The sequence below is a fragment of the Paenibacillus sp. QJM3NY_38 genome (genome assembly GCF_056173265.1).
The window spans coordinates 3,436,447-3,460,442 of the sequence record NZ_CM149665.1; the positions used below are offsets into that span (position 1 = coordinate 3,436,447).

The window sequence follows — 23,996 nt, forward strand, 5'->3', positions numbered from 1 at the left end:
ATAATTAAACTAGAAATTCCATAAAATATCGAGAGGGTGCATGGTGATGATTGACGAGAAGGATGTGCAATTTTACAAAGAGAATGGGTACCTGCTGGTCCGGGGCGTTTATAATCAACAGGAAGTTGAGGATATGAGAGCGGCAGTTGATGGGATCATCCAGAGGGCGGCACGCGCCAAATCGGATCAAAACCATGCCTGGCAAGGTGATTTCCTGCCGCCTGAGCAGCTTAAGAAGCTGGTCCTGAAAGGTTTTCACGATGTGCACTATCATGATGCCGCGTTCATGCGAGCGGCAATCCATCCCCGTATGACAGAAGCGTTGAACGGAATCATCGGTCCGAATGTGCAACTGCATCACTCGAAAATGCTGGTGAAGCCTCCTGCTAACGGGGCCGCGTTTCCCATGCATCAAGACTATCCGTATTTCCCGCATCGCGATCACACCATGTTAGCAGCCAGCGTTCATCTCGACGATGCCGATATGGAGAACGGCTGCCTATGCGTTGTGCCGGGGTCCCATAAACAGGGCGTTTTGCCGCATATCGGCGCTTACTATTTGAACCACAAGGAGTATCCATTATCTTCGGGAACCCCGTGCCCAGCCAAGGCGGGCGATGTGCTCTTCTTTAATTACCTGACCATTCATGGTTCGGACGTGAACCGGAGCGATCGTACGCGGAGAAACATCCTGTTCCAATATCGAGATGCAGCGGATGTCCCTACAGCGGATGTTCACTTCGATTGGGGAATGGGCCTAATGGTAAGCGGAACCAATCCGGATTTCAACAACGTGAAGCCAAAATATAAAATCATCGGTTCGAAATGACCACATCATAGTGCTGAGCCCGTTGTTTTAATTCAAAGCAGCTTAAAGCCCCCTGCGGGGCTTTTTTCTATGCCTGAAATTCATGGCTGGTCATGTTCACAACTAACATGTAAAAATATTTCGTTGTAAAGTTAGCCAGCCCCCCTATACTAGATGATAATAGATCGGTTGATACAAAATGGGGGGAACGCATGAAACTTCAAGCTCCGGGCAAAGCATCGAAATGGTTTGTATATCAGAAAATCGTCATCGTTTTTATTCTATTATTACTTCCTCTCATCTCGATGAATATTTGGTTGAATTATAAGGGGATGTCCGTTACGAAGGAGTCCCTCTTGAACTCCGCGACGGCAGGCGCATCCTTCTATTCCAAACAGCTCGATAAAGAGATGTATTTTATCCGGAATTTACAGCTGCAGCTGTTAAATGACAAGGATCTGCAGAAGCTGAGCTTTCGGGGCAGCATGCTGGAAGACTATGAAGAGGTGGAGCTTATTGATCAGGTCAGGGATCGGCTTGCAACCCTCATGGTCTCCAGTGAGTACATTGTGAGCGCCGGTGTTTACGTAAAAGATATCGGGAAAACGATCTCCACCACAACGGGCGTAACCAACACGCCCAATAAGGAAATGGAACGGATATCTTCCATGATGTCGGTTATGCCCAAGCCTTCTTTTTACCGCAGCGGTGACCGGATTTTTCTGATTGAAACCGAAAACAACGGCGGCATCTGGTCCTACATCGAAATTTCCAGATCCAAGCTGCTGGGGGCTTTAAGCGAAATTGCCAAGCTGTATCCGGAATCCGAAGTATTACTCGGGAGTAAAGAAGGGGGGACCATATTAACGACAGCTTCGCGGGATGATGAGTCATCCGAGATTTTGAGTCATATCCTGGACAATCCCAGCCCGGAACAAAGTGTATCGGGGACGGGGGAGCTGGATGGCGCAGACTATTTTATCATCCAGAATGAAGTTAGCGCGCTGCATCTGTCCCTGGTCATGTATGTGAACCAAAATGAAATCACGCGGCCTTTAAGCCAATTCATTACATGGTTTTATACGTTGTTTATTCTGGCGGTGACCGTCATGGTGCTCTATTCGTTCTCGGTTAATCTGATGATCCACAGGCCTCTGTCCAAGCTTGTCAAAGCCTTTCATATGATCGAAACCGATAATTTGAACATCATGATCGATTCCAGAAGCAAAGATGAGTTTCATTACGTATTTAACGGGTTCAACAGGATGGCGCATAAGCTCAAACATTCGATTGAGGAAAACTATGAGCAAAAAATAGCACTGCAGCACTCGCAGCTGAAGCAACTGCAGTCCCAGATCAATCCGCATTTCCTATATAACAGCTTCTTCAATATTTATATGATGTGCAAGGTTGGAGACTCGGACAGCGCAGCGGAGCTATCGCAAAAGCTCGGAAGCTATTATCAATACATCACGAGAAGCGGCTCCGACGAGGTTCCTTTCTATACGGAATACAAGCATGCTCTCGATTACTGCGAGATTCAAGGCATCCGCTTCTCGAACCGGATAACATATGAGCATAAGGAGATTTCGGACATCCCTCCGTTCATTACCGTTCCGAGACTCATCATACAGCCTATTGTAGAAAATGCGTTTGAGCACGCGTTTGAAGACGGTATGGAGGAGGGGAAATTATACATCAGCAGCGATTACCGGGAAGGCCAATTGCGTGTCACGGTGGAGGATAACGGGAAGCTGCTAACGAATGACATGCTGCAGCGTTTGCAGGATAAGCTTGCGATGGATTCGAAGCATATTGAAAAAACAGGTTTGGTCAACGTGAACAACCGGCTTCAGCTTAAATACGGGCCAGGCAGCGGATTATTCATCTCTCGCAGCGCCTATGGCGGCTTAAAGGTGGATCTGATCATTATCATCGATGGGATAGAGGAGGGGCATCATCATGTATAGACTGTTGATCGTAGACGACGAACCTGTCATCGTTAACGGCTTGGTTCAGCTATTTCAGGAGCATACACAATTGGAACTGGATGTATGCAAAGCTTATTCCGCCAAGGAAGCGCTGGAGATTGCCATGAGAGTGAAGCTGGACATCCTGGTCAGCGATATACGAATGCCCCATAAGAACGGGCTTCAACTGATAGATGAAATTACATACTATTGGCCGCATTGCCGAATCATTTTCTTGACCGGTTACAGTGAATTTGATTATGTACATGAAGCACTGCGAAAAAACGTGGATAATTACATCCTGAAAACCGAAGGAATCGATCCGATTTTTCAAGCTGTTCAAGAGGCCTCCTCTAAGCTTGATGAGGAGAATCGTCGCAGAATCCAGGCGGAAAAGGCAAAAGTGCATTTTCAAATCGCCGAGCCTCTGCTGAAACGGGAGCTGATACGTAAGGTATTGAAAGGAGAACCTGTTCATCGTCTATTGTCCGAGCCTCGCTATGAAGAAGTGGAGTTCCGCATTGATGTAGACCAGCCGGCATTCTTTATCTTGGGAAGGATCAGCGGCGCAGCGGAGACGAAAACAAAGGATGTGGCGCAAGCTGTTCAGATGACGTTTATCAACGATTTGCCCTCCTCATTTACATGCGAGCATGCTGTTCTGTATGATGCCTTACAGGTATGGCTGCTGCAGCCGGATGCGGAGCTTCGGAATCGTTTTCGCGGGGATGAGCCGGAGTATGAGCTGCATTGGCACAGGTTTATATCCTATATGAAGGGCATCCTGGAGCTGGTCCAAAATGAATGCGAGGAACTGCTCGGTGTTCATGTTTCTTTCGGGATATCCGGCAATCTGCTCCATAAGTGGGATACCTCGGGGCAGCAGCTTGATGTTATACAATCCATGCTGCAGTGCAGGGCTGCGCTTGGTCAAAATATGGTCATTGTGGACATTGAAAAGGCTAAAGAGCTTGAAGATATCGGGCGAGATTACGACCGGTTCACGCAGGATGATGATATGAAATTCGATGTGATTGACCAGATCCATAACTATATTTTGGAGCATTTATCCGGGGATGTCTCCTTGACCGCGATTGCGGAGGAAGTCCATTTTAACCCGTCCTATCTGTCTCGCTACTACAAGCAGCTGACAGGTCACAACCTGCTAGAGTATATCCAGGCGAAAAAGCTGGAGGGAGCGCTTCATCTGATGCAGCATACGAATATGAAACTGCAGGAGATTGCCACTCGGCTCGGATTCGAATCTGCTTCTTATTTCACGACATTTTTCAAGAAAAAGATGGGGGTTTCCCCACAGGAATACCGAAATACCCAATAAGTAAAAAAAGTGAAAGAGATGTAAAAAACTTAAAATTGATAGCGCTTTCGGGCGGAATCTATAATGAGACGTAAGCAGCACGGATTTCAAGATTACGCCAGATAAAGGGGGAAGCAATCATGAGATGGATCAAGCTAGCGAAGATGATGTTGATTAGCACGATGACGCTTTCGGTAATGGCTGCATGCTCGAATCAGGTAAAAGAATCTGAGGGGACGCCGGCTAAAACCTCTACCGAGGATGCAAAAACCAATACTGCACCACCTGAACCACTCGGCAAATATCCTGAAATGGTGACGGTCACGCAAGTGCTCGGTTACAATCCGCCGGAGGATCCGCGGACGCCGCAAGGGATTACACCTGAACAGAATGCTTACTTCAAAGATCTTAAAGACATGCTGAACATTGAGGTTCAGTACAAATGGACGGTGCCTTCCAGCCAGTTTGAACAGAAGTTTTCATTAGCCATGGCTTCGGCGGATCTGCCGGATGTGATGGAATTGGACCAGAAGAACTTCGAGAAGCTGAAGAAGCAGGGGATGCTTGCCGATCTTACCCAAGCTTACAACGACTTTGCTTCACCAGCACTGAAAAAGTACATGGAGTCTGACGGCGGATTTGCGATGAAGACGTTTACGTCGGAAGGCAAGCTGCTCGCGATTCCCGGATTTGAGGATCCTTTCCTGTCTACCCAGCTGCTCTGGATCCGGAAGGACTGGCTCGACAACCTGAATTTGCAGCCGCCGCAAACCATGGATGAGCTGGAACAGGTTGCAAGGGCTTTTGTGCAGCAGGATCCGGACCAAAACGGTAAAAGTGACACGTACGGTATCGCGATGCAGAAAAATCTATTCTTCTGGGGCTTTGACCTGAGAGGTTTCTTCAATGGATTTGGCGCTTATCCGTCCATCGGGGACAATCAGTCGGCCTGGATTAAGGACGACAGCGGCAAGCTTATACCTGGACTCATTCAGCCGGAAGTAAAGACCGCGCTGGGCAAGCTGCAGTCCTGGTACAAGGAAGGAATTCTGGATAAGGAGTTTGCCTTGAAGGACGAGAACAAGTCCGTTGAAGATATTACCGCAGGCAAGGTCGGCATTTCTTACGGCGAATGGTGGTATCCGAACTGGCCATTGAATCTCAATGTCGATAAAGATCCTAAGGCAGAATGGATTGCCCTTCAAATTCCTGGGCTGGATGGACCCGGGAAGTCCATGGTGCCCAAGATTCGCAGCAACAAGCTCGTGGTCGTGAACAAAAAAATGAAGAATCCGGAAGCTGCTATTAAGATGATCAACTTCTACATCGAGATGGGCAACAAAAAGTACATGGATCAGAATAAAGCGGAAAAAGGATATGTATACAATTGGTTCAACCCACGGATTTATAATCCGGCCCAAATCGATACGATCTATACGGAAGTAAACAAAGCGCTTGACGCGAACCAATCGGAAATCACGCTGGATGACGAGAACTACAAAAATGTGGCCGACGTCTTCAAAGCAACAAAGGATTACCTTGCCGGTAATACCGCAGATGCCTCGAAAGGCGTGAATTGGGGCCAGTATTTCAGTCGGGCGGCGAAAGACGGCGGCTGGGGAATGACGCGTCAAATCAAAGAAAATCAGGCTTATGTGAACAATGAATTCTACGGCCTTCCCACGGCAACGCAAGTGGAGAAGGGATCCCAGCTCGATAAACTGATGCAGGAAACCTTCACCAAGATCGTCATGGGGGCTTCACTGGATGAATTTGATAAATTCGTTCAGAGCTGGAAGTCGCTTGGCGGCGATCAGATCACGCAAGAGGTCAACGATTGGTACGGCCAGCAGAGTGCCAAATAATCTTTGAATGATAGAACGGGAGGATAAGCCTTTATGAAGTTGGCAGATTCCTCCCGTTTTAAATGGACGGGGAGGTTCATCTGTGAGAACGCTGAAAAAAGAATATCTGCTGCATTTGATGTTGCTGCCTGGAGTTATCGTTACGTTAATTTATGCTTATGGGCCTATGGCCGGCCTCGTGATGGCTTTTCAACAGTTTGAGCCGCTGGCCGGGTTCTTCCACTCGGATTTCGTTGGCTTTGACAATTTTCGATATGTATTTGAACTGCCCGATTTCAAGCAGGTACTGTGGAACACCATTGTCATTTCCGTATTCAAAATGATTTTGTTTTTACTGGTGCCTCTGATCCTGGCACTGCTTCTCAACGAAGTTACCCGAAGATGGTTCTCGCGCTTTATCCAATCCGCCATCTTCCTGCCATTCTTTCTGTCCTGGACGGTGCTTGGCGGCGTCATCATAGAATTGTTCTCCTTGAATGGTCCGGTAAACGGCTTGCTGGGTGCGCTCGATATGGAACCGATCATGTTTATGCTGGATAACCACTGGTTCCGTGGGATCATTATCGGTTCGGACGTATGGAAAGGAATGGGCTATAACATGATTGTTATGCTCGCAGCCATAACAGGAATCCATGCAACGCTGTATGAAGCTGCAGAAGTAGACGGAGCGGGAAGATGGAAACAGATGATTCATATTACACTTCCCGGCATGGCACCGATTCTCATCCTGCTGGGTGTATTAAGTCTTGGCGGAATTCTCAATGCCGGTTTCGAACAGATTCTGATTATGTACAACCCGACGGTTTATGAAGGTGCGGATATTATCGATACCTTCGTCTATAGGCTTGGAATGTTCAGTCAGCAATTCGGACCTGCCGCCGCAGTCGGCTTCTTTAAATCCGTCATCTCCCTGGCACTCGTGGCTGTGACGTACTATGCGGCTTATAAATATAACAATTATCGGATCTTTTAGGCTGGAGTGGAGGTAGGAAAATGCACAAACCAACGATCAGCAGAAGGCTGTTTGTAATCTTGAATACGCTGGTTCTATCCGCAATCACCTTGCTCGGTATCATTCCGTTCATTCATTTGCTCTCGATTTCGTTAAGCTCGAATACAGCGGCGATGGCGGGAGAAGTGAGGCTCTGGCCCGTCGGCTTCAACCTGGATGCTTACCGGTATTTGGGTGAAAAGGTGGAGTTTTTTCGATCGTTTCAGGTTTCGCTTACACGGGTTGTGTTAGGAACGGCGGTGAATATGTTTTTGGTATTCATAACCGCATACCCGTTATCAAAATCCAATCATCAATTTAAGTTCCGAACGCCGTACGTGTGGTTTTTTGCCATTACGATGTTTTTCGGAGGGGGCTTGATTCCCACTTATATGATCGTAAAGAATACCGGCTTGATTGACTCCGTATGGGCGCTGATTCTTCCTGGGGCGCTCAATGTTTGGAACATGGTCCTCATGCTGAACTTCTTCAGAACGATCCCGAAGGAGCTGGAAGAGGCTGCAACGATTGACGGTGCCGGACACTGGAGAATATTATGGCGTATCTACCTGCCGGTTTCCCTGCCGTCCATTGCAACGATCGGCTTGTTTACCATCGTGGGACACTGGAATGCATGGTTTGACGGAATTCTGTATTTGAATTCACCGGATAAATATCCGCTGCAAACCTATTTATCCACGCTCATTATGTCAATTAACTCCCAAATGACCTCGATATCGATCGAGCAGATCAAGGCGATGGAGAATTTGAGCGAGAAAACGCTGCGGACTGCCCAAATATTCATGGGAGCGCTGCCGATCATGGTCGTCTATCCGTTCCTGCAGAAATATTTCGTTAAAGGGATGACGGTTGGCAGCGTTAAAGAATAAGCACTTGTAAAAAAGGAGAAGAATCGGATGAATAAGGTTAAGGTTGCCCTCATCGGAGCAGGGCTGCGAGGCATCAACTATATGGAATATGCCCTGCTCCATCCCCATGAACTTGAGGTGGTTGCCGTCGCGGAACCGAATCAGCAGCGGAGGGAACAGTTTAAAGCTAGGTATGGCCTTGAAGATTCGGCCTGCTTCGAGAATTGGAATGATTTCTTTGCAGGGCCCAAGCTTGCAGACGCGGTATTGATATGCACCCAGGATAAGCAGCATTTCGAGCCGACGATTCGGGCGCTGGAGGCCGGTTACCATGTGCTGCTGGAAAAACCGATGTCTCCAGATCCCGAGGAGTGCATCCGGATGGGCGAAATGGCTTCGCAGGCCGGGCTGGTGTTTTCCATCTGTCACGTGCTGCGATATACGCCGTTTTTCACAACTTTAAAGGAACTACTGGAGCGTGAAACCATTGGCCAATTGATGTCGATCCAGCATAACGAGAACGTGGGCTATTGGCATCAGGCGCACAGTTTTGTCCGGGGGAATTGGCGTCGTAAGGAAGATTCCAGCCCTATGATTCTCGCCAAATCCTGTCATGATCTCGACATTTTGCTATGGCTTGCCGACTCGGATTGCCTGCGTGTATCCTCTTTTGGCTCGCTGAGTCATTTTACGGCAGCGCAGGCACCGGAAGGCGCACCCAAGCGCTGTCTGGATGGATGCCCGGTCTCGGATCAGTGTCTCTATTATGCGCCTGATCTATATTTGACAGAGGATACGAATTGGCCAACGTCGGCGATCAGTGATGATATGAGTTATGATGCCCGTTACAAGGCGTTGCTGGAGGGGCCATATGGCCGCTGCGTATACCATTGCGATAATGACGTTGTGGACCATCAGGTCGTCAATCTGGAATTTGCCAACACCGTGACGGCTGCATTTACGATGAGTGCGTTTACGCGAGATGTCAGCCGCACGATCAAGCTGATGGGAACCCGCGGGGAAATCCGCGGCGCCATGGAGAAGAATGAAATCGAGATCATTCACTTCGGCAGCGGCAAGATCGAGCGAATATCTTTTGAGGATAGAGGCGGGCATGTCGGACACGGCGGCGGTGATATGGGCCTGATCAAGGATTTTCTGAGACTTGTGCAGTCAGGGGGAAGCGATCAAGGGCTGACTTCGGCAAGCCGTTCCGTTCAAAGTCATCTCATGGCGTTTGCGGCTGAGCAGTCGAGAGTGGATGGAAAGGTCATCTCCCTAAAGGAATTTGAGCAGCAGTTTAGCCCGTCAATGAGCACGAAGTCCGGGAACTAATAGGTAGATACTCAAGCCTGGTTGCTGCTGCAATCGGGCTTGTTTTGTATTCTAGAGAGGTAAGAGATAAATCTGATATATCTGAGCAAGTCGCCGTTCCCGAGTGGCTGGCTATGGTAAAATAAATCTAGAAATTTAACCAAATTTCTTGAAGGCTTGCTTTAACCGATAGGAGATGACGATTATACGATATCTAAAGGATATTCAGGAGCCGGGGATGGGAACCTGGTATTTTGAAATTGATAACAACGGCACGGCATATAGGCAGATCGTTCTTTATGAGGATGGCAGCTGCATTACATCCAACCGGAAGCACGAATCCTCTCATTTCATGCTGGCGGAGCATCCTCTTAATCCAGAGGAACCCTATTATTCAGAAATCAGTCAAGCTGCATTCGAGGAGCTTTGGTTGGAACAGCTGCAAGCCGGCATGGAGGACTGGCATCAGACTCAACGTTTATTTCCAGTAGGCGCTAAAGTGGAAGGGTTCATCGAGGCCTTTTTTCCGCAAGGCACATTGATTAACTTGTTGGAACCGCGGGCCGTTGGCTTGACTGACACGTGCGCTCTGGAGTCACGCTCCCCTGCTGAATGGATGTACCCTCGTTATCGGGTCATTGCCGAGGTATCCGGTTACGATGAAGTAAACCAATGGGTGCTTCTTGCCAATGCTGAGCTTCCAGGAAGTCAGTTGGACGAGTCTTAACACAGGATCCGCGTTCAGGAGCCAATCGCGTTTTCTTTTACATAAGCGTAACCATCATATGTAGCCAAGGAAACCACGAAAAAACCGTTGTTTTTTTTACGACTGCGGTCAAGCGTATGAAGCGTTTGGTTTGAATTGGATATAATTTGCTATGCTCGGGTTATCCTAATCTCAAGAGTATGTCTTTGAACGAATTCAAAATGCCCAGGGAAGGGTAATCATGTTTAATTCCAAGACGAGACAGGAGGTTAGCATGAAACATACAGACGGTATATCCGATGTTGCGATACTCGGGATGGGTACGGCTTTGCCGGTACATTCGGTGGCACAGTCGGATATTGCGGATTTAATTGCTTCTACGCTGCAGGATCAACCCGATCTGGCCCGCTTTGCTCGAAGAGTATTTCGATCCTGCGGTGTCGAAACTCGTTATACTTGCGAATCCAACTACCTTGGTTCATTGGAAGAATGCCGCTATCTGCCTTCCCATGACGAGTCCGACATCCCGACTACCGAGGAACGAATGGATACATACAAGCGGGAGGCCCTCCCGCTTGGCATAGAAGCAGCCGAGAAGGCAATGAAAGATGCCGGTATGTCACCGGATCGAATCACGCATCTCATTACGGTCAGCTGCACGGGCCACTACCAGCCGGGCATGGATGTGCTGTTGATTCGTCATTTGGGGCTTTCACCGCGCGTCAATCGTCTGCCGTTGATATTTCAGGGATGTGCTGCGGGCCTTAAAGCGATTCAGATGGCAAGGGATGTTGTCAGAGGAGCGCCGGCGTCGCAGGTTCTGATTGTGTGCGTGGAGCTTTGCACCCTTCATTTTCAGCCGGTCAAGGAGAGGGAAGCGCTTTTTGCTGCTTCGTTTTTCGGTGATGGTGCCTCCTCTTGTATTATCGGTCACCCGGAAACAGATCATCAACATTATTTGGAGCTTGGCTCGGGTTATTCGGTTGTGCTCCCGGATTCAACGGAGGATATGACGTGGGAAGTAGGCAATACAGGCTTTGACCTTTTTTTATCGCCGCGTATACCCAAGCTGCTTGGTACTCACCTGGAAGAAGAAATGCGTGTTCTTCTGAAGGGAGATAAGCTCCCAGAATTGTGGGCCATCCATCCTGGCGGACGGGGCATCGTGGATTCTGTCCAGGAAGTCATGGGTCTGACCGATGAACAAACCAAATACAGCAGGGACATTTTAAGAACGGCGGGGAATCTCTCCTCCGTGACCATTATGTTTGTGCTGAGTGCGATGCGTAAAGAGATGCAAGAGCTGAACAAAACTTCCACGGAAGGGGTAGCCATGGCCTTCGGCCCGGGCCTGACCGCGGAGCTTATGCGATTTACCTACGTGAAGTCATATACGTCATCGGTCAAGGATCTGAACCATGTCCTTCTTTAGAACCTTATCCATCCGGGCGCAGGAAGAGGAGCTTATGGATGACTTTTCCATGGGAGGGGAAGAGTTGATCGAAGCGCTGAAGCACTTAAGGAAACTGAATCGAATCTTCGCAGCGCCTGGTCCTACCTTAGACGGCGTAGAGAAGCTTTGGAAATCGATTGGTAGCCCGAGTACCCTTAGCATCATGGACGTAGGAGCAGGTTCAGGCGATGTAAACCAGAAGCTGCTGCAATGGTCGGATCAAAGGGGCATCAAGCTGAATATTACCTTGGTCGATATGACAAAAGAAGCATGCGATGAGGCTAAGCGCTTGTTTACGAACGAACCGAGGATTCAAGTTCGACGCGCCGATGTTAGAGATTTACCCGATGCATCGGCTGATATCGTGACAGGTTCCCAGTTCATCCATCATTTCCAGGGTGAGCAGCTGGTGGAGATGGTGATGCATATGCTGAGAGCTTCTATTTACGGGGTCGTGATCAATGATATTCATCGGCATCCGGTACCCTACACGGCAGTCTGGCTTACGACGCGTATCATTTCCCGCAATCGTTATATCCGCCATGATGGTCCGTTATCGGTTGCTAAGGGATTTAAAGGGAAGGATTGGAGAGAGTTGAAAAAGCAGCTCAATCACGACACCATGACCTATAAATGGAAGTCGTTGTTCCGTTATTCCGTAGTTATCCCGAAACAGGGGACTCGCTAGTCCTCTACACGTTACCAAATGAATGTTCTTCATGCAAGCTATGAGGCAGGTGTTCATATATGTCAAAGCAAGCGGATGTCATCGTCATTGGAGCGGGAGTAGCCGGCACAAGCTGTGCACTACAGCTTGCAAAACAAGGACATCGTACGATATTGCTGGACCGGCAATCCTTTCCGCGCCATAAAACCTGTGGTGAATTCATGTCCCCAGAGACCAAAGAGATGCTGGACTATCTAGGGGTCAAATTACGTGGAACGGTTGAGCCTAGTTCCATGGATCACGCCAAAATCGTAATGCCGCATGGCGGTGAGATTAACGCTCCGTTACCCGGGCAAGCAACCGGGATCAGCCGCTATGAACTGGATCGCCTGCTGCATGAGCATGCAGTGACCGCGGGCGCGGACATTGTCACGGGAACAACCGTAACCAACATTCAGAAGCTGGATAATCATCGGTATGAAGTCGATGCAAGGCTAGGGAATGAGATCGTTCGATATGAGGCAAGGGCCGTTATTGGTGCGTACGGTACAAAAAGGCCACGCGGCGTTGCCTCTGCCCAGGCGTATCGGGATGATACCGTGTATGTTGGTGTAAAATCGCATTATAGCGGCATTACGATCCCTGCTCAAGTTGAGCTGTATTTTTGCGAGGGGGGTTATGTCGGAATTTCGCCGATTGAAAATGGGATGGTCAATGTAGCCGCGTTGCTGACCTTGAAATCAGTGCAGGGCAGCGGCAAATCGGTGCCAGAAATTCTACGGGCCGCTTCACGTACGAACAGAAGGTTAGCCGAACGAATGGCTGAAGGGGAGCCTGTTACGGGAACCCAGGTATCGATTGCCCCGCTTCATTTATCCAATACGCCGCATCCATGGTCGGAATATCCGCATATCGGCGATGCGATGTTGATGCTTCCGCCGCTGTGCGGGGACGGGATGTCGGTTGCTCTGCGATCATCATGGCTATGCTCCGGCTGGACACACAAATATTTACATGGAGAATTAACCTTCGAACAATGGCGAGAGCAATATACGCTTGAAGCTAATCGTACGTTTAAGGAGCTTCTCAGAAGGGCAAGGAGAATTCAGAACCTGGCTTTTGCCAAAACCAACCGCTTCTATCCAGGCATCGCCCGGATGATTCCAGGATTGGCGTCCTATATCGTAAAAGCTACCCGGTTATCCGAATCGGGCATAGGCACCAGATAATAGCCGCATGATTTGCGGCTTTTTTGTATTGTCATTCTATGGATATAAGTTGACTAATAGCAAACAATTATTTATTATGTTTATAAAATAACAGTCATACATATAAAACGTTTATTATATTGGAATGGAGGGGCGTTATGCAGGATGGAAAGTATTCGCCTAATCCGACCGGGGTTATTCGAAGTACTCTTGATTTCCAGTTCCAAATCGCTTGGCAGATGCTCGACTTGCATCTTACGGGGCTTCACGATGAGGAGTTCCATTGGCGACCTGCTGCGAAGGGGCTCCATGTTTACCGTGATTCTGGAATCTGGCTGGCGGAATGGCCTGAATCCGAGGAGTATGGAATTGGCCCGCCGAGTATTTCTTGGCTGACATGGCATATCACATACTGGTGGTCTATGGTACTGAATCATTCGTTCGGCAGCGGGACATTGGTCCGTGAAGACATCCATTCTCTGGGTAACATCCAAGAGACCAGAGATCAAATACATGAAATGAGCTGCGAGTGGAAACGTGAAATGTCGGCTTTGACAGACGCTGCGTTCCTTTCTACGGAGCGGACTTTGTGGCCTTTCACGGATAAGCCTTTTCATGAATTGGCGGCCTGGCTAAATCTAGAACTGATGAAAAATGCGGCCGAGATCGGTTATTGCCGTTTCCTATATGCTGTTCACAAGCAATAATACATGTATCCATGGGGCCATAGCATGATCTTTACCTGGGTATCCCTAAGAGGGATTCGAAATACGATGTAAAATGAAGGGCTGCTAAGTTGCTTTGTGCAACCGGGCAGCCCTTATATGTAGATTAATTAAGAATCGGTCACTCCGTTATTGATGACGATGCGGTCCAGTTTCAAATTTACCGGCGCCGCTATCGTATCGCCCACAGGGCACTTACGCTCCAGGAATTCAACGAATTGTTCAACCTTATCGGCGGACGAAGGGGTTTCGATGTAGAAGGTGTATCGAATATCAGAGTACCCTGGGCGTACGTCAGAGCGGTTAAAGAATCCGTCCAGGTCAAGATCTCCTTCTACGTCAACCCTGAAATCTTCAAGGATCACATCGAATTTTGGCGCAAATACACGGGCCACGATCGATTGGCATGCCCCAAGGGAGGCAAGCAGAGCTTCAACGGGGTTCATTCCGGTATCCGTACCTCCAAGGCTTTTCGGCTCATCGATGACTAACTCGAACTGCCTTACATTAGCAACAACTTTTACCCCTTCTTGCAAATGGGCTGTTGCTTTGAACGTTTGGACACTTGGCATATAGTACCATCTCCCTTTGTCTGGACAGCCCCATTAAGCGTAAGTGGACTGTACTATATTCAAATACATACTATTTAACTTGGATTAATAAGGATTATAATTCTATTTAACATGATCTGTCAATATAGTATGAAGAGACCAATATGCCGTTCGTGTGTATTCCTATGGGTGAGACATGGAAGAAGGTAAAAAAAGAGCGTGTGCTCTCATAACGAAAACACACGCACTAGATCAGTTCCATATTATTATTCGGAAGCCTTATTTTGTTGTTTCAGCAAATCGCGAATTTCAGTCAACAATAGTTCTTCCTTCGATGGAGCCGGCGGCTCTTCCGCCTTCGTTTCTTCCTTGCGTTTGAAGCGGTTAAGTGTACGGATGAACATAAAGATCGAGAAGGAGACGATCAGGAAATCTACGACCGTCTGTAGAAAAACTCCATAAGTAAGCGTTGCATCTCCGATTGTCGCATCTAGTCCTGATAAATTGACTCCGCCAAGGAGCAAGCCAATTACCGGCATAATGATATCGCTCACCAAGGAGGATACGATTTTGCCGAACGCAGCACCAATGATAACCCCAATGGCTAAATCGAGCACGTTACCCTTAAGCGCAAAGGTTTTAAACTCTTTTAATAAATTCATAATACGTCACCTGCTTTTCAATTCAAAATGTAGGGCGGCATTTCATCTACCACTCGAAATATCCTATCAGCAACTAGTGAAATGCGCAAGATCGTTAAGCCGTATCATTTTACGGAAAATGGCAACATCGAGCTTTGCGCAGAAGAGGTTATATCCATGAATACTTTTTCGCAGCTATCAATTCTGGACGAACAGCGACATTGCAGATGAACTTGCTAAAGGCATTGCACCACACTGACTCTATTATTGAAAGTGGGGAAAAGTTCATTCAAAGCGTTAGGTAGGATGATTTTTTGCTCAATCGTACGCTTTCTTTGAAGAGAGCCTACTAGACATTAAGAGATTGAAGTTTTTTAGTCCACAGAAAAGATCGCACCAATATTGATGCGGTCTTTTCTGTGAACTATTAAGATTGGATGGAGGGGGGCTAAAAAATAAACTAGAACACGTACACCTTCTCGTATGTTACCTTTAGCATTCTCTTTTGATCCGCCCGTATTTTAATCAGCTCAATTGTCACAGTGTAACAACAAAATAACAATCATTTCGCGTTCAATAGCTATTTTTCTGTCATTACACTACAGCCGTAATATCAAAAAAGCTGTCCGCTTATTAGCGGCAGCTTTTTTACGTTTTGTTGTCATTTCCAACAGATGCTCTTACAGTTTACTTAGTCCTTCCAGTAGCCGGTCAAATAAAGCCCTTCCATCGCGTGATTCCAAATGGATACATCATTAGGACGGTCGATGGGAACCTGGAGGGTGCAAACGCCGTCGATCCCCCAATCCAATTCTTGCACATCTTGAATATCATGCATGGTTCGAAGAAAAAGTATATTACACGTACCGGCTACGAACGAGGATAAGACGGCATGAAGCAGAGCAGCCTCCGGGGCGTTCACTTCCCCCCACCTGATAAATAAAACGGATCGGCTGTTGTTGAGAACTTCATAGAATCTGTGAATGCGAAGATTTATCTTCTCTTTATAAGAAGCATACGATTGCGTCCAATCTTGATTGGGCCAAATCGGGAAGTCATGTACGGAGATCATATCATATTGCGTATCCAGTATGAAATGAGCATCATGGTACGGTCTTCCTCCAGCAGGCGTGGCGATTCCATCCTCCAAAAGAGCGGAAGTGCCTTCAATCTTCCGCATATGCTCAAGTTCCATAAATCCGATGAAGCGGTTGCTCAATAACCGGGTTACATCTGAAATGGAGTTCGTGATCATCCAATCAAGCGGGAAAGAAAAACGTCTTAGTTGACGCTGCCGCAAATTGATCGATGGCCCGCACCAGCTGCCCAAGCTGATGATCACATCATAGGCGCCTTTCACATCTACCAGCTTCACATTTGTCACCACTCTCTCATATACGTCCATGATTATCGTATTCAGCCTCTTTTCGGGACGTATGGACATTTATAGGTAGGGAACTGTTTGTTTTGATCGGAGTGTCTTACAAAAATGTAAGCTTGTAGAAAGGTTAATCGATAAGTGAATCTTTCATTATGGTTTAGACTGGGGGTAATGAACATATAAGAAGGTGATATATGATGAGAAATGTGATGATCATTTTATTTGCAATTACAAGCATTATGCTGATGGGGACGTGCAGGGAACTGGAGTTAGAACAAGCAGAATGCGGGGAGATGCATTGAATTGGGGATCAAGCGAAGGTCGAATACATGTAACATCATACGTACCTAAAGAAAAGAAGCCGCAAAGCATGCAGCTTCTTTTCTTTGAATGATTCCACGGACAGATTCCAATGTGAAGAGACAGAGAGGGCTAGGGCTTCCTTGGTTATCCTCTCAATTACTTTCTAGAATCAACTGCTGCAGTTGATTGGTGTAGAAAGTCAGCTCATTCTCCGAAGACAGATCCTTAAGCAGCGCTTGGATTAGAAAGGAACGTGGACGTTCAGCGGTGAACTCTTCCCGCAGCATCGCGGATACCTCAGACAAGTCTTTTTTTCTGGAGTTCGTGATGGACATATCCGGGATAATCGACTCAATCGTATCCATCAACGCTGTTCTTCGTATTTCTTGCGTATGAGTAAGTGCCTCTAAATCAACCATCGAATATTCCTTCATGAGTTCATCGGTGAGCAGGGGACGGGGAGCACGTTGTTCCAATCCCAGCATGAGATCATCCATTCGCTCAGCAATGAAAACAGCCAATTCCTTCTGAATGAGTGGTTTGAATCCAAACAAAACATGAAAGGTATACTCGCGGATCAATCCGTTAAAGATGGCTGTAGCATCCCATTTCCATTCCGCTATCGAATCCCCGTAATGACGGAGCAAAATATCCTGGTAATAACGAAACATATTCAATTGAAGCTGATGGATGACGGTACCGATCTTGTCACTGTTCGCCGGCGGGAGTTCGTTATGATCACGCGATATGTAATATCCATGCTCGATGAAAAAATCGAACTGATAAGCGATCTCCTCAAGAAATGTTTCCCTGCGGGATAAACCTTTTTTGCGGATCTGTTCTACGGCATCAATCATATCCTGCTGTCGTTTCTCCAGAATACGGATGTACAGCTCTTCTTTGGAACCATAGTATTTATAGATTGAGCCTTTAGCGATGCTGCAATCATCCGCGATATCTTGAATCGAAGTCGCTTGATATCCTTTTTCGGCAAAGGAACGAATAGCCGATTGCAATATTTTTTCTTTTAACAAACTCATAGCGCGGCCCCCTTAACGATGCACAAACAAACCGGATTCGATTACTATCATATCGTTTTTTGCGGAGCTAATCCACAGGCACAAGAAAGGTGCCTCAATCTTGAACGAGCTCGATATCCGGATATTTCTTCGCTAGTTCATCCATGGCGTTATGCCGTATTCCCTTGAGATGCTGGTCAAAGAAAGCAACGCTTACCTCGTTTATGATGCGATGAACCGCTTCTGGATCCTCTCCCGGGTTAGGCAGCAGCGGAGAGAACAGATGAAAATCCGTATAACTCAAATGGGAAGTATGTGGAATCGTCATCGCGTATCCGCCTCCCTGCAGAGCATTCATGCGACGCTTTACCGTTTCCTCCCAAAAATCTTCGTAATACTCCCTTGTATGGCCGCTTTGCACCATAGCTTGATCCAGCGAGTTATCGAATTTCGACTTGTCGATACTCTTCTCACCATTCATCTGTAGATATGGCTTATTAAGTCCCGTGCTCGGCATGGGTTCTCCATATAAGGTCCCATCCATATTGATCGCAGCCTTGATACGAGAATCCTTCAGCAGCATCTGGGCTGCAGTCGCACCGCCGTAAGAATGCCCGAACATGCCGATTCGTTCCAGATCAAGACGGCCCGTAAAACGGTCCTGTTCATCCTGTTTATTCAATTGTTCCAGCCGATTCAAAATAAAGGATACATCCTGAGTCCATAATGTCATATGCTCGTCAAGCGCTTCAAAACCTGAAAGCTGGTGCTTGTTGATCAAAACCTCCCGGCCGTCCGGGTATACGGTTGCAGCCGCATCATAGGCATGGTCGATTCCAACCACGATATATCCATGGCTGGCCAGCTCTTCGATCTGGAAGGTATTCTGGTTGCGGAAACCCGTCATGCCATGTGAAAAGATCAAGATCGGATATTCCTGCTCCATGGAGGACAGCGGGGCATTGCTGTAGGCATGGGTCTCCACGAGACCCAGATGGCTTAACGTCCAGGCTGGGAAGGACAGGGCCTGTTCGAGACCTTGTGTAATCGCTGCTACATTGCGGATATAGGGTGCGGCTTCCTCCCCCGTTTCGGGCTCGGAAGGATACCAGAACTGTACCATCAGCTCACGGTGATCCGTCGGATCGACAGAGTACACATCGGGCCGGTCATTGTCAATAAAATGGTATACCGCAGTTCCCACAGGATAAGGTCCCTGAGGTTGATGAAATGCGAATACAGGGAGCAGGAGAGGGAGTGCGACCATGACTGATGCGTATAGGAACAATACCGTGGTCCATAACCAGGCTAACCAACTTCTCCTGCTATTACTGCGTGGTTTCTTTTCGGGTTTTCTAAAAATGATGCAAACCGTCAGGATAACGGAAGCCGCGTAACAAGGAATCATTTGCCACCGGCAATCCTCAACGATGATCTGCACAACCGTAACGATATATAGCGCGATTAACGAGTAAATCAGCCGGCTTTTCTTCGATTTTGGTCCCCAAATCGTAGCTGTAGCCAGAGCGATAATGAATAGTATGATAACCAATTCTCCGAATCTCAAGTAAGCTCCTCCTATGTGTAACGGTTATTGTGGTTTATTCGATGTCTGCTGTTCAATGGAACGAAGATTCATCGGTTATTTGTTTGGGTTTTCTAAGAAACAAGCTGAGAACCAGTCCTACACAAGCAATGCAGGCAGCCAGGAAAAAGGTGTCCGCAAAGGATGCAGCATGGGAATCCATAGGGTTGGCTCCAACAGGGTTACTCGGCAGGCTTGATGTCATCCGGGAAGATAAATATCCCGTGAAGCCGGCTACGGCAAACGAAGCGATGACCTGCTGTGATGCACTTGTGAGCGGAGTAACCCGGCTTACAAGTTGCTTAGGGGTTGCATTTAATACATGCGTATTCAGGGACATCATCGATAACCCCATGCCGGAGCCCATGAAGAACAATACGATCATGATGAGTAGTAAAGGGGTATCGGTTCGAACAAAGGACATCGTGAACAACGCAGCCGTCATCAGCGTCATTCCGGCCACAAGCGGGGGACGTGCGCCCACCTTATCAAAAAGCTTTCCTGCCAGAGGCATAAAGATCATGGAACCGACTGCCTGCGGCAGCAGGATGAGCCCGGTTGTCAGCGGAGCGAAACCTCTAATCTGCTGAAGAAGCAGCGGGAATAGTAGCACGGAGCCGAACATCGCTGCCTGCATGATCCAGGAGATGATGATACCACGTGTAAAATCAGCCGATCTGAACGCACGCAGCTCAAGCAGCGGTTGTTTATGCCGTAAACAGGACCATATGAAAAGAACAAGTGCTAACCCACCGATGATAAGACCTGATAAAGTCTTGGCGGAAGTTCAGCTCACCCCTCCCTCACTGACTCCATAAGTAATCATGGCAAAAGCTGCGGGTCCAAGAAGCATGCCGACAATGTCCAGAGACGGAGCTTCCTTTTCTGAAAAGGAAGGCAGATGTTTGATTCCCACGAATAATCCAATCATGCCAATGGGGAGATTGATCAGAAAAATCCAATGCCAGCTGACAAACTCAATCAGCCATCCGGATAATACGGGACCGAGCGCTGGGGCAAGCAATAATGGAATTCCAAACATCCCTATGATAGAACCCCTTTTGTCCGGAGGTGCCAAACGGTATACCATCGCCATTCCGATTGGCGATACCATGCCGCCACCCATGCCTTGAATAACCCGAAAGGCGATGAGTTGCTCGGCTGTCTGGGCAAAAGCACATAACACGGATCCTATTGTAAACAATCCGATCGATATGAGAAACACCCGTTTGGGCTGAAATTTATCCGACAGCCATCCCGCGAGAGGGATGACCGCGGACAATGCAAGCGTGTATGCGGCGATCGACCATTGAATGGTATGCAGGGGGCTATCAAAATATTGAACTAGCGTAGGTACGGCGACATTGACGACCGTGCTGTCCAGCAGGACCATGAAAGTGCCGATGATGACGGCAAGTAATGGCGCAAGGATGTTTTTAATTGCAAAAGCTCTTTCTTCTGAGGTGTTACGGATAATTGCAGATGGATCTGACATGATGGTGAACCTACTTTCTTTTAAAAATTTCGAGATTTGTACTATATAGTTTTTTAAAAAACTATTAAGTCATTTATAATAGTAACGATGAACGTAATTTGTGTCAAACGGGCATCCATCAAGTTTTTTATCGAAAAATATAACATTTCGGTATACTCGTCCATCTAATCTTATAGAGGGCCCTCAAGAAGGAGATGAATATCGTGCGAGAATTGGAACATGAAGTCAAGAGAGCGCAGCGAGGAGATCGTGAAGCGTTTATCCGGCTCTTCCGGAGGCTGGAACCCGAACTGTATGGCTTGGCGAAGTCCATTCTAAAACGCGATGAAGATTGTGCGGATGCTTTTCAGGAGACAACACTTAAAGCATATAAATCTTTATCTACATTACAAAAACCAAAGTATTTTAAAACCTGGGTGATTCGGATTCTGATCAATGAATGCAATCAGCTGCTTCGAAGCAGAGAGCGTACCGTAGTCATGGCAGAAGTGCCTGAGCGCATACGAACATCCAACTATTATGAGGACAGCCACAAGCTGGATCTTCGTGAAGCGGTAGAACGCTTAGATGAATCGCTTCGAATCGTTATACACTTGTTCTATTTTCAGGATTTGCCCATTAAGGAAATCGCAAGCGTGCTTGATATCACGGATGGAGCGGTAAGGGCACGACTTCACAGAGCACGGGGAATATTGTTTGATCAGGTAAAACAAAATCGGAAGGGGAAGCTGGCCTATGAATCCTTTTGACTTGGACAAAGAACTTCGGGAGATAGGGAAAGTGCCTCAGCGCGAGGTTCCGGATATAATTCGCCGTCATCAGGACGAGGTTTACGCTTCTCTGACAAATCTTCCGATGTCAACGAGAACGAACCAGCAACAGCGTTCCACTAAGAAACGAAGAATGGTAGCAGTTGCTGCCGCGGTTGCCATGATTGCTGTGATAAGCAGTGCTTATGTATCACCGGCAGTGGCAGAATCACTAAAAAAAATTCCGCTGATCAGCAGCATTTTCAGGTTGGCTGATGATCTGGGGCTCCAAACAGCGGGGGAGCGAGGGTTGGCAGCTGAATCGAATGCCAGCGTAACGCATGAAGGTGTGACCCTTCGAATACCGCAGGTTGTATATGACGGGACTCGTTTGTCCTTAGCCGTGAAGCGGGAGGGTGAAGGATTTACCGGGAGGATAACGGATGTGGAAGTTATTAATGAGGACAAGGGCACATCGCATCGATTTCAAAGAGGAGCCATCACCGATGTGGAGATGCTCATAGATGGCACCTCGATCCATGATCTCAGCCTGAGCGATAAACCCGGTCTGATTGGTAAGCCGACTTCGGATCCTAACGTCGTAATGTACGAACTTATAGGCTTCTCTCGATTAAATCATAGTCCATCCATACCGGATCAATTCCAGTTAACGGCCAAAATTTCGCTTAAAGGAATTGATGCACCCTATATCTTCCATATACTAGTTCGGAAAAATACAGATCAAATTATAGTCTCCTCTGGAGAAACAAGAGAATGGAACGGACTTCAAATTTCGCTGGAGCAGCTGAAATTCACACCAATCACAACTGATCTCATCATGAATCTCGAACGGTTGGACAAGTCCGGGAAGCTTGGTGACCATAATCTGCTGTTCGAGGTTTGGGATGATCGGGGGAGAGAGCTCGGCCGGATTTCCGGGAAGGGAGTCTACCGGGATGATCGACAACAACAACAGCAGCTGGAGTTGATATTTGACCGGTTTGAAGTGGCGCCAGATTCCATAACGATCAAGCCATTCCTGCCCGTCTTTCAAGATCCCATAGCTAACAGCGGCTTGTACAAAGTCGATAGTAAGGGAGAAGTGGTCAAGACGTACCTGAAGGAATTGGAGATTACCATTCCAGTCAATCATCTCGGTTTGGATAAGCTGTATGACGTTTCGGTCAAATAGTTCTGAAGAAACCAATTTAGGAGGAAAAAACATGAAAACAATATATAAAGTAATGAGTTCCGTAGCATTGACAAGCATGCTTCTGGGAGGAGCAGTATGGGGAACAGCCCAGGCGGCGAGCATAACGGCAACTAAGCCTCAAGCGTCAAAGAGCTTGCTCCAAGACGAATTCAAGGCAGCTAGTGATACCCAACAAGGGATTACCCTTGGAGTATCCAAAGCATTATACGACGGAAACCATGTTAAGGTTGAACTAAAGCGAAGCGGTAAAGAACTTCCCGGCAGTTTAACCGGAGGCAAGTGGGATGAGCAGATGGGTGAGTATGTTCACGATAAAGGTTCTATCCGCCAAATGGACGTCTTCATTGACAACAAATCCATACACGAATATGGGGGAGGGGATTTGGCAAAAAGACCAAGCGTAAGCACATCACCGGGTACAGATCCGAATCATGCGGTTATCATACTGAGCGATGCATCACTGCTTGGAGACGACCTTGAAGCTTTTCCTGATAAGTTCAAGTTAACGGCTAAAATAGATCTGGAAGGTGTTCAAAAACCGTTCACATTGGAGATACCGATTCAAAAAGAAGTCAACAAACCGGTTGTTCTTGAACCTAACATTACTAAAAAAGCGAGTAATCTCCACTTGACGTTAAAGCAGGTTCATTCTACAGCTCATTCCACCCGAGTTCAGTTTGTTCTGAAGGGTGGACATGATTCAACAATCCTGTATGATTTCTTTGATGATCAAGGTAATGAATTGAAGCGAATATCGGGAAGAGGCACTGATGAGAACAACAAGAACGGTGATTATTATTACGACTTTATTCTGGAGGCTCCGGATGCGGACGTAAAATCTATTGTCATTAAGCCGTTCACACCTGAATTCAAAGATCCCAATGCAACGTCAGGCGAATTCAAACTGGATAAGAACGGAGAGATCGTCAAAAATCACTTGAAAGATCTTGAGTTGATTATTCCTATAAAATAATTTACTAGACTACCATTTTCGCAGCAAGTGAAGAAGTGCCCGCAAAATATCTTGACGGGCATTTCTTTTTTCATAGCATTTCGTATGAAATTAAACCAATATTTAACCTGAAATCGCAATGGATAAGAAATATACATGCATCTGACATGCTATGATCAGAAGTGAAAGGAAGTCTTAGAAGCAAGCCAGTAT

At 47.2% G+C, this 23,996-nt stretch carries 20 protein-coding genes and 1 pseudogene; 15 read left to right on the forward strand and 6 right to left on the reverse strand.

From position 1 onward, the window contains the following. Positions 1 to 46: 46 nt before the first annotated feature. The 12 genes from AC0VZ8_RS15975 (at position 47) to AC0VZ8_RS16030 (ending at position 13,876) form a co-directional block, all read left to right on the forward strand. Positions 47 to 829 (forward strand): phytanoyl-CoA dioxygenase family protein, encoded by a 783-nt coding sequence (locus AC0VZ8_RS15975; protein ID WP_475487504.1) that lies wholly within the window; start codon positions 47 to 49, stop codon positions 827 to 829. Between the two features lie 191 nt (positions 830 to 1,020). Next, complete coding sequence (locus AC0VZ8_RS15980; RefSeq protein WP_071221828.1) at positions 1,021 to 2,778, forward strand: sensor histidine kinase; 1,758 nt, start codon at positions 1,021 to 1,023, stop codon at positions 2,776 to 2,778. Then, positions 2,771 to 4,117: a response regulator transcription factor gene (locus AC0VZ8_RS15985; protein ID WP_475487505.1), complete on the forward strand. Its 1,347-nt coding sequence runs from the start codon at positions 2,771 to 2,773 to the stop codon at positions 4,115 to 4,117. Before AC0VZ8_RS15980 ends, AC0VZ8_RS15985 begins: the two co-directional genes overlap by 8 nt. A 119-nt stretch (positions 4,118 to 4,236) precedes the next feature. After that, positions 4,237 to 5,961 (forward strand): extracellular solute-binding protein, encoded by a 1,725-nt coding sequence (locus AC0VZ8_RS15990; RefSeq protein WP_475487506.1) that lies wholly within the window; start codon positions 4,237 to 4,239, stop codon positions 5,959 to 5,961. Positions 5,962 to 6,043: 82 nt separating this feature from the next. Further along, positions 6,044 to 6,934 carry an ABC transporter permease gene (locus tag AC0VZ8_RS15995; protein WP_071221825.1) on the forward strand — a complete coding sequence of 297 codons (891 nt, stop codon included), beginning with the start codon at positions 6,044 to 6,046 and terminating at the stop codon, positions 6,932 to 6,934. Between the two features lie 20 nt (positions 6,935 to 6,954). Then, positions 6,955 to 7,842, forward strand: coding sequence for a carbohydrate ABC transporter permease (locus AC0VZ8_RS16000; RefSeq protein ID WP_071221824.1), 888 nt, complete (start codon positions 6,955 to 6,957; stop codon positions 7,840 to 7,842). A gap of 27 nt (positions 7,843 to 7,869) precedes the next feature. Further along, the gene (locus AC0VZ8_RS16005) at positions 7,870 to 9,156 is read left to right on the forward strand and encodes a Gfo/Idh/MocA family protein (protein WP_475487507.1); all 1,287 of its coding nucleotides are present in this window, start codon (positions 7,870 to 7,872) and stop codon (positions 9,154 to 9,156) included. 217 nt (positions 9,157 to 9,373) lie between these two features. Beyond that, a complete protein-coding gene (locus AC0VZ8_RS16010) occupies positions 9,374 to 9,862 on the forward strand; it encodes a hypothetical protein (RefSeq protein ID WP_235613188.1) in 489 nt (162 codons plus the stop codon). Positions 9,863 to 10,115: 253 nt separating this feature from the next. Further along, the gene (locus AC0VZ8_RS16015; protein WP_475487508.1) at positions 10,116 to 11,273 is read left to right on the forward strand and encodes a type III polyketide synthase; all 1,158 of its coding nucleotides are present in this window, start codon (positions 10,116 to 10,118) and stop codon (positions 11,271 to 11,273) included. Continuing rightward, a complete protein-coding gene (locus AC0VZ8_RS16020; RefSeq protein ID WP_475487509.1) occupies positions 11,260 to 11,982 on the forward strand; it encodes a methyltransferase domain-containing protein in 723 nt (240 codons plus the stop codon). The genes AC0VZ8_RS16015 and AC0VZ8_RS16020 overlap by 14 nt, the downstream gene beginning before the upstream one ends. A 59-nt stretch (positions 11,983 to 12,041) precedes the next feature. Further along, positions 12,042 to 13,190, forward strand: coding sequence for an NAD(P)/FAD-dependent oxidoreductase (locus AC0VZ8_RS16025; RefSeq protein ID WP_475487510.1), 1,149 nt, complete (start codon positions 12,042 to 12,044; stop codon positions 13,188 to 13,190). A gap of 137 nt (positions 13,191 to 13,327) precedes the next feature. Next, a complete protein-coding gene (locus tag AC0VZ8_RS16030) occupies positions 13,328 to 13,876 on the forward strand; it encodes a DinB family protein (protein WP_071221846.1) in 549 nt (182 codons plus the stop codon). Positions 13,877 to 14,004: 128 nt separating this feature from the next. Here the strand turns inward: AC0VZ8_RS16030 and AC0VZ8_RS16035 are convergent, their stop codons facing one another. From AC0VZ8_RS16035 to AC0VZ8_RS16060, 6 genes and pseudogenes are all read right to left on the reverse strand, one after another. Continuing rightward, positions 14,005 to 14,466 carry an OsmC family protein gene (locus AC0VZ8_RS16035; protein ID WP_475487511.1) on the reverse strand — a complete coding sequence of 154 codons (462 nt, stop codon included), beginning with the start codon at positions 14,464 to 14,466 and terminating at the stop codon, positions 14,005 to 14,007. A 245-nt stretch (positions 14,467 to 14,711) separates the two neighbouring features. Continuing rightward, entirely contained in the window at positions 14,712 to 15,107 is a 396-nt protein-coding gene (gene mscL, locus AC0VZ8_RS16040; protein WP_071221848.1) for a large conductance mechanosensitive channel protein MscL, read from the reverse strand. Positions 15,108 to 15,777: 670 nt separating this feature from the next. Next, positions 15,778 to 16,491, reverse strand: a complete 714-nt coding sequence (locus AC0VZ8_RS16045) for a DUF1796 family putative cysteine peptidase (RefSeq protein WP_235613189.1) — start codon at positions 16,489 to 16,491, stop codon at positions 15,778 to 15,780. A gap of 431 nt (positions 16,492 to 16,922) precedes the next feature. Further along, entirely contained in the window at positions 16,923 to 17,810 is an 888-nt protein-coding gene (locus AC0VZ8_RS16050) for a TetR/AcrR family transcriptional regulator (RefSeq protein ID WP_475487512.1), read from the reverse strand. Between the two features lie 94 nt (positions 17,811 to 17,904). Then, positions 17,905 to 19,356, reverse strand: coding sequence for an alpha/beta hydrolase family protein (locus AC0VZ8_RS16055; RefSeq protein ID WP_475487513.1), 1,452 nt, complete (start codon positions 19,354 to 19,356; stop codon positions 17,905 to 17,907). 52 nt (positions 19,357 to 19,408) lie between these two features. Continuing rightward, positions 19,409 to 20,869 (reverse strand): annotated as a pseudogene (locus AC0VZ8_RS16060) (MDR family MFS transporter). Between the two features lie 203 nt (positions 20,870 to 21,072). Here AC0VZ8_RS16060 and AC0VZ8_RS16065 point away from each other — a divergent pair. The 3 genes from AC0VZ8_RS16065 to AC0VZ8_RS16075 are packed head-to-tail and all read left to right on the forward strand — an operon-like array spanning position 21,073 to position 23,804. Then, positions 21,073 to 21,618: a sigma-70 family RNA polymerase sigma factor gene (locus AC0VZ8_RS16065; protein ID WP_437179512.1), complete on the forward strand. Its 546-nt coding sequence runs from the start codon at positions 21,073 to 21,075 to the stop codon at positions 21,616 to 21,618. Further along, positions 21,605 to 22,810, forward strand: coding sequence for a DUF4179 domain-containing protein (locus tag AC0VZ8_RS16070; RefSeq protein ID WP_475487514.1), 1,206 nt, complete (start codon positions 21,605 to 21,607; stop codon positions 22,808 to 22,810). The genes AC0VZ8_RS16065 and AC0VZ8_RS16070 overlap by 14 nt, the downstream gene beginning before the upstream one ends. Continuing rightward, positions 22,791 to 23,804, forward strand: coding sequence for a DUF5643 domain-containing protein (locus AC0VZ8_RS16075; RefSeq protein WP_475487515.1), 1,014 nt, complete (start codon positions 22,791 to 22,793; stop codon positions 23,802 to 23,804). Before AC0VZ8_RS16070 ends, AC0VZ8_RS16075 begins: the two co-directional genes overlap by 20 nt. The last annotated feature ends 192 nt before the right edge of the window (positions 23,805 to 23,996 follow it).

Coding starts and splice junctions, on each gene's coding strand:
- AC0VZ8_RS15975 (WP_475487504.1), top strand. CDS start 47: ATGATTGACGAGAAGGATGTGCAATTTTACAAAGAGAATGGGTACCTG.
- AC0VZ8_RS15980 (WP_071221828.1), top strand. CDS start 1,021: ATGAAACTTCAAGCTCCGGGCAAAGCATCGAAATGGTTTGTATATCAG.
- AC0VZ8_RS15985 (WP_475487505.1), top strand. CDS start 2,771: ATGTATAGACTGTTGATCGTAGACGACGAACCTGTCATCGTTAACGGC.
- AC0VZ8_RS15990 (WP_475487506.1), top strand. CDS start 4,237: ATGAGATGGATCAAGCTAGCGAAGATGATGTTGATTAGCACGATGACG.
- AC0VZ8_RS16000 (WP_071221824.1), top strand. CDS start 6,955: ATGCACAAACCAACGATCAGCAGAAGGCTGTTTGTAATCTTGAATACG.
- AC0VZ8_RS16005 (WP_475487507.1), top strand. CDS start 7,870: ATGAATAAGGTTAAGGTTGCCCTCATCGGAGCAGGGCTGCGAGGCATC.
- AC0VZ8_RS16010 (WP_235613188.1), top strand. CDS start 9,374: ATGGGAACCTGGTATTTTGAAATTGATAACAACGGCACGGCATATAGG.
- AC0VZ8_RS16015 (WP_475487508.1), top strand. CDS start 10,116: ATGAAACATACAGACGGTATATCCGATGTTGCGATACTCGGGATGGGT.
- AC0VZ8_RS16020 (WP_475487509.1), top strand. CDS start 11,260: ATGTCCTTCTTTAGAACCTTATCCATCCGGGCGCAGGAAGAGGAGCTT.
- AC0VZ8_RS16025 (WP_475487510.1), top strand. CDS start 12,042: ATGTCAAAGCAAGCGGATGTCATCGTCATTGGAGCGGGAGTAGCCGGC.
- AC0VZ8_RS16030 (WP_071221846.1), top strand. CDS start 13,328: ATGCAGGATGGAAAGTATTCGCCTAATCCGACCGGGGTTATTCGAAGT.
- AC0VZ8_RS16035 (WP_475487511.1), bottom strand. CDS start 14,466: ATGCCAAGTGTCCAAACGTTCAAAGCAACAGCCCATTTGCAAGAAGGG.
- mscL (WP_071221848.1), bottom strand. CDS start 15,107: ATGAATTTATTAAAAGAGTTTAAAACCTTTGCGCTTAAGGGTAACGTG.
- AC0VZ8_RS16045 (WP_235613189.1), bottom strand. CDS start 16,491: ATGGACGTATATGAGAGAGTGGTGACAAATGTGAAGCTGGTAGATGTG.
- AC0VZ8_RS16050 (WP_475487512.1), bottom strand. CDS start 17,810: ATGAGTTTGTTAAAAGAAAAAATATTGCAATCGGCTATTCGTTCCTTT.
- AC0VZ8_RS16070 (WP_475487514.1), top strand. CDS start 21,605: ATGAATCCTTTTGACTTGGACAAAGAACTTCGGGAGATAGGGAAAGTG.
- AC0VZ8_RS16075 (WP_475487515.1), top strand. CDS start 22,791: ATGACGTTTCGGTCAAATAGTTCTGAAGAAACCAATTTAGGAGGAAAA.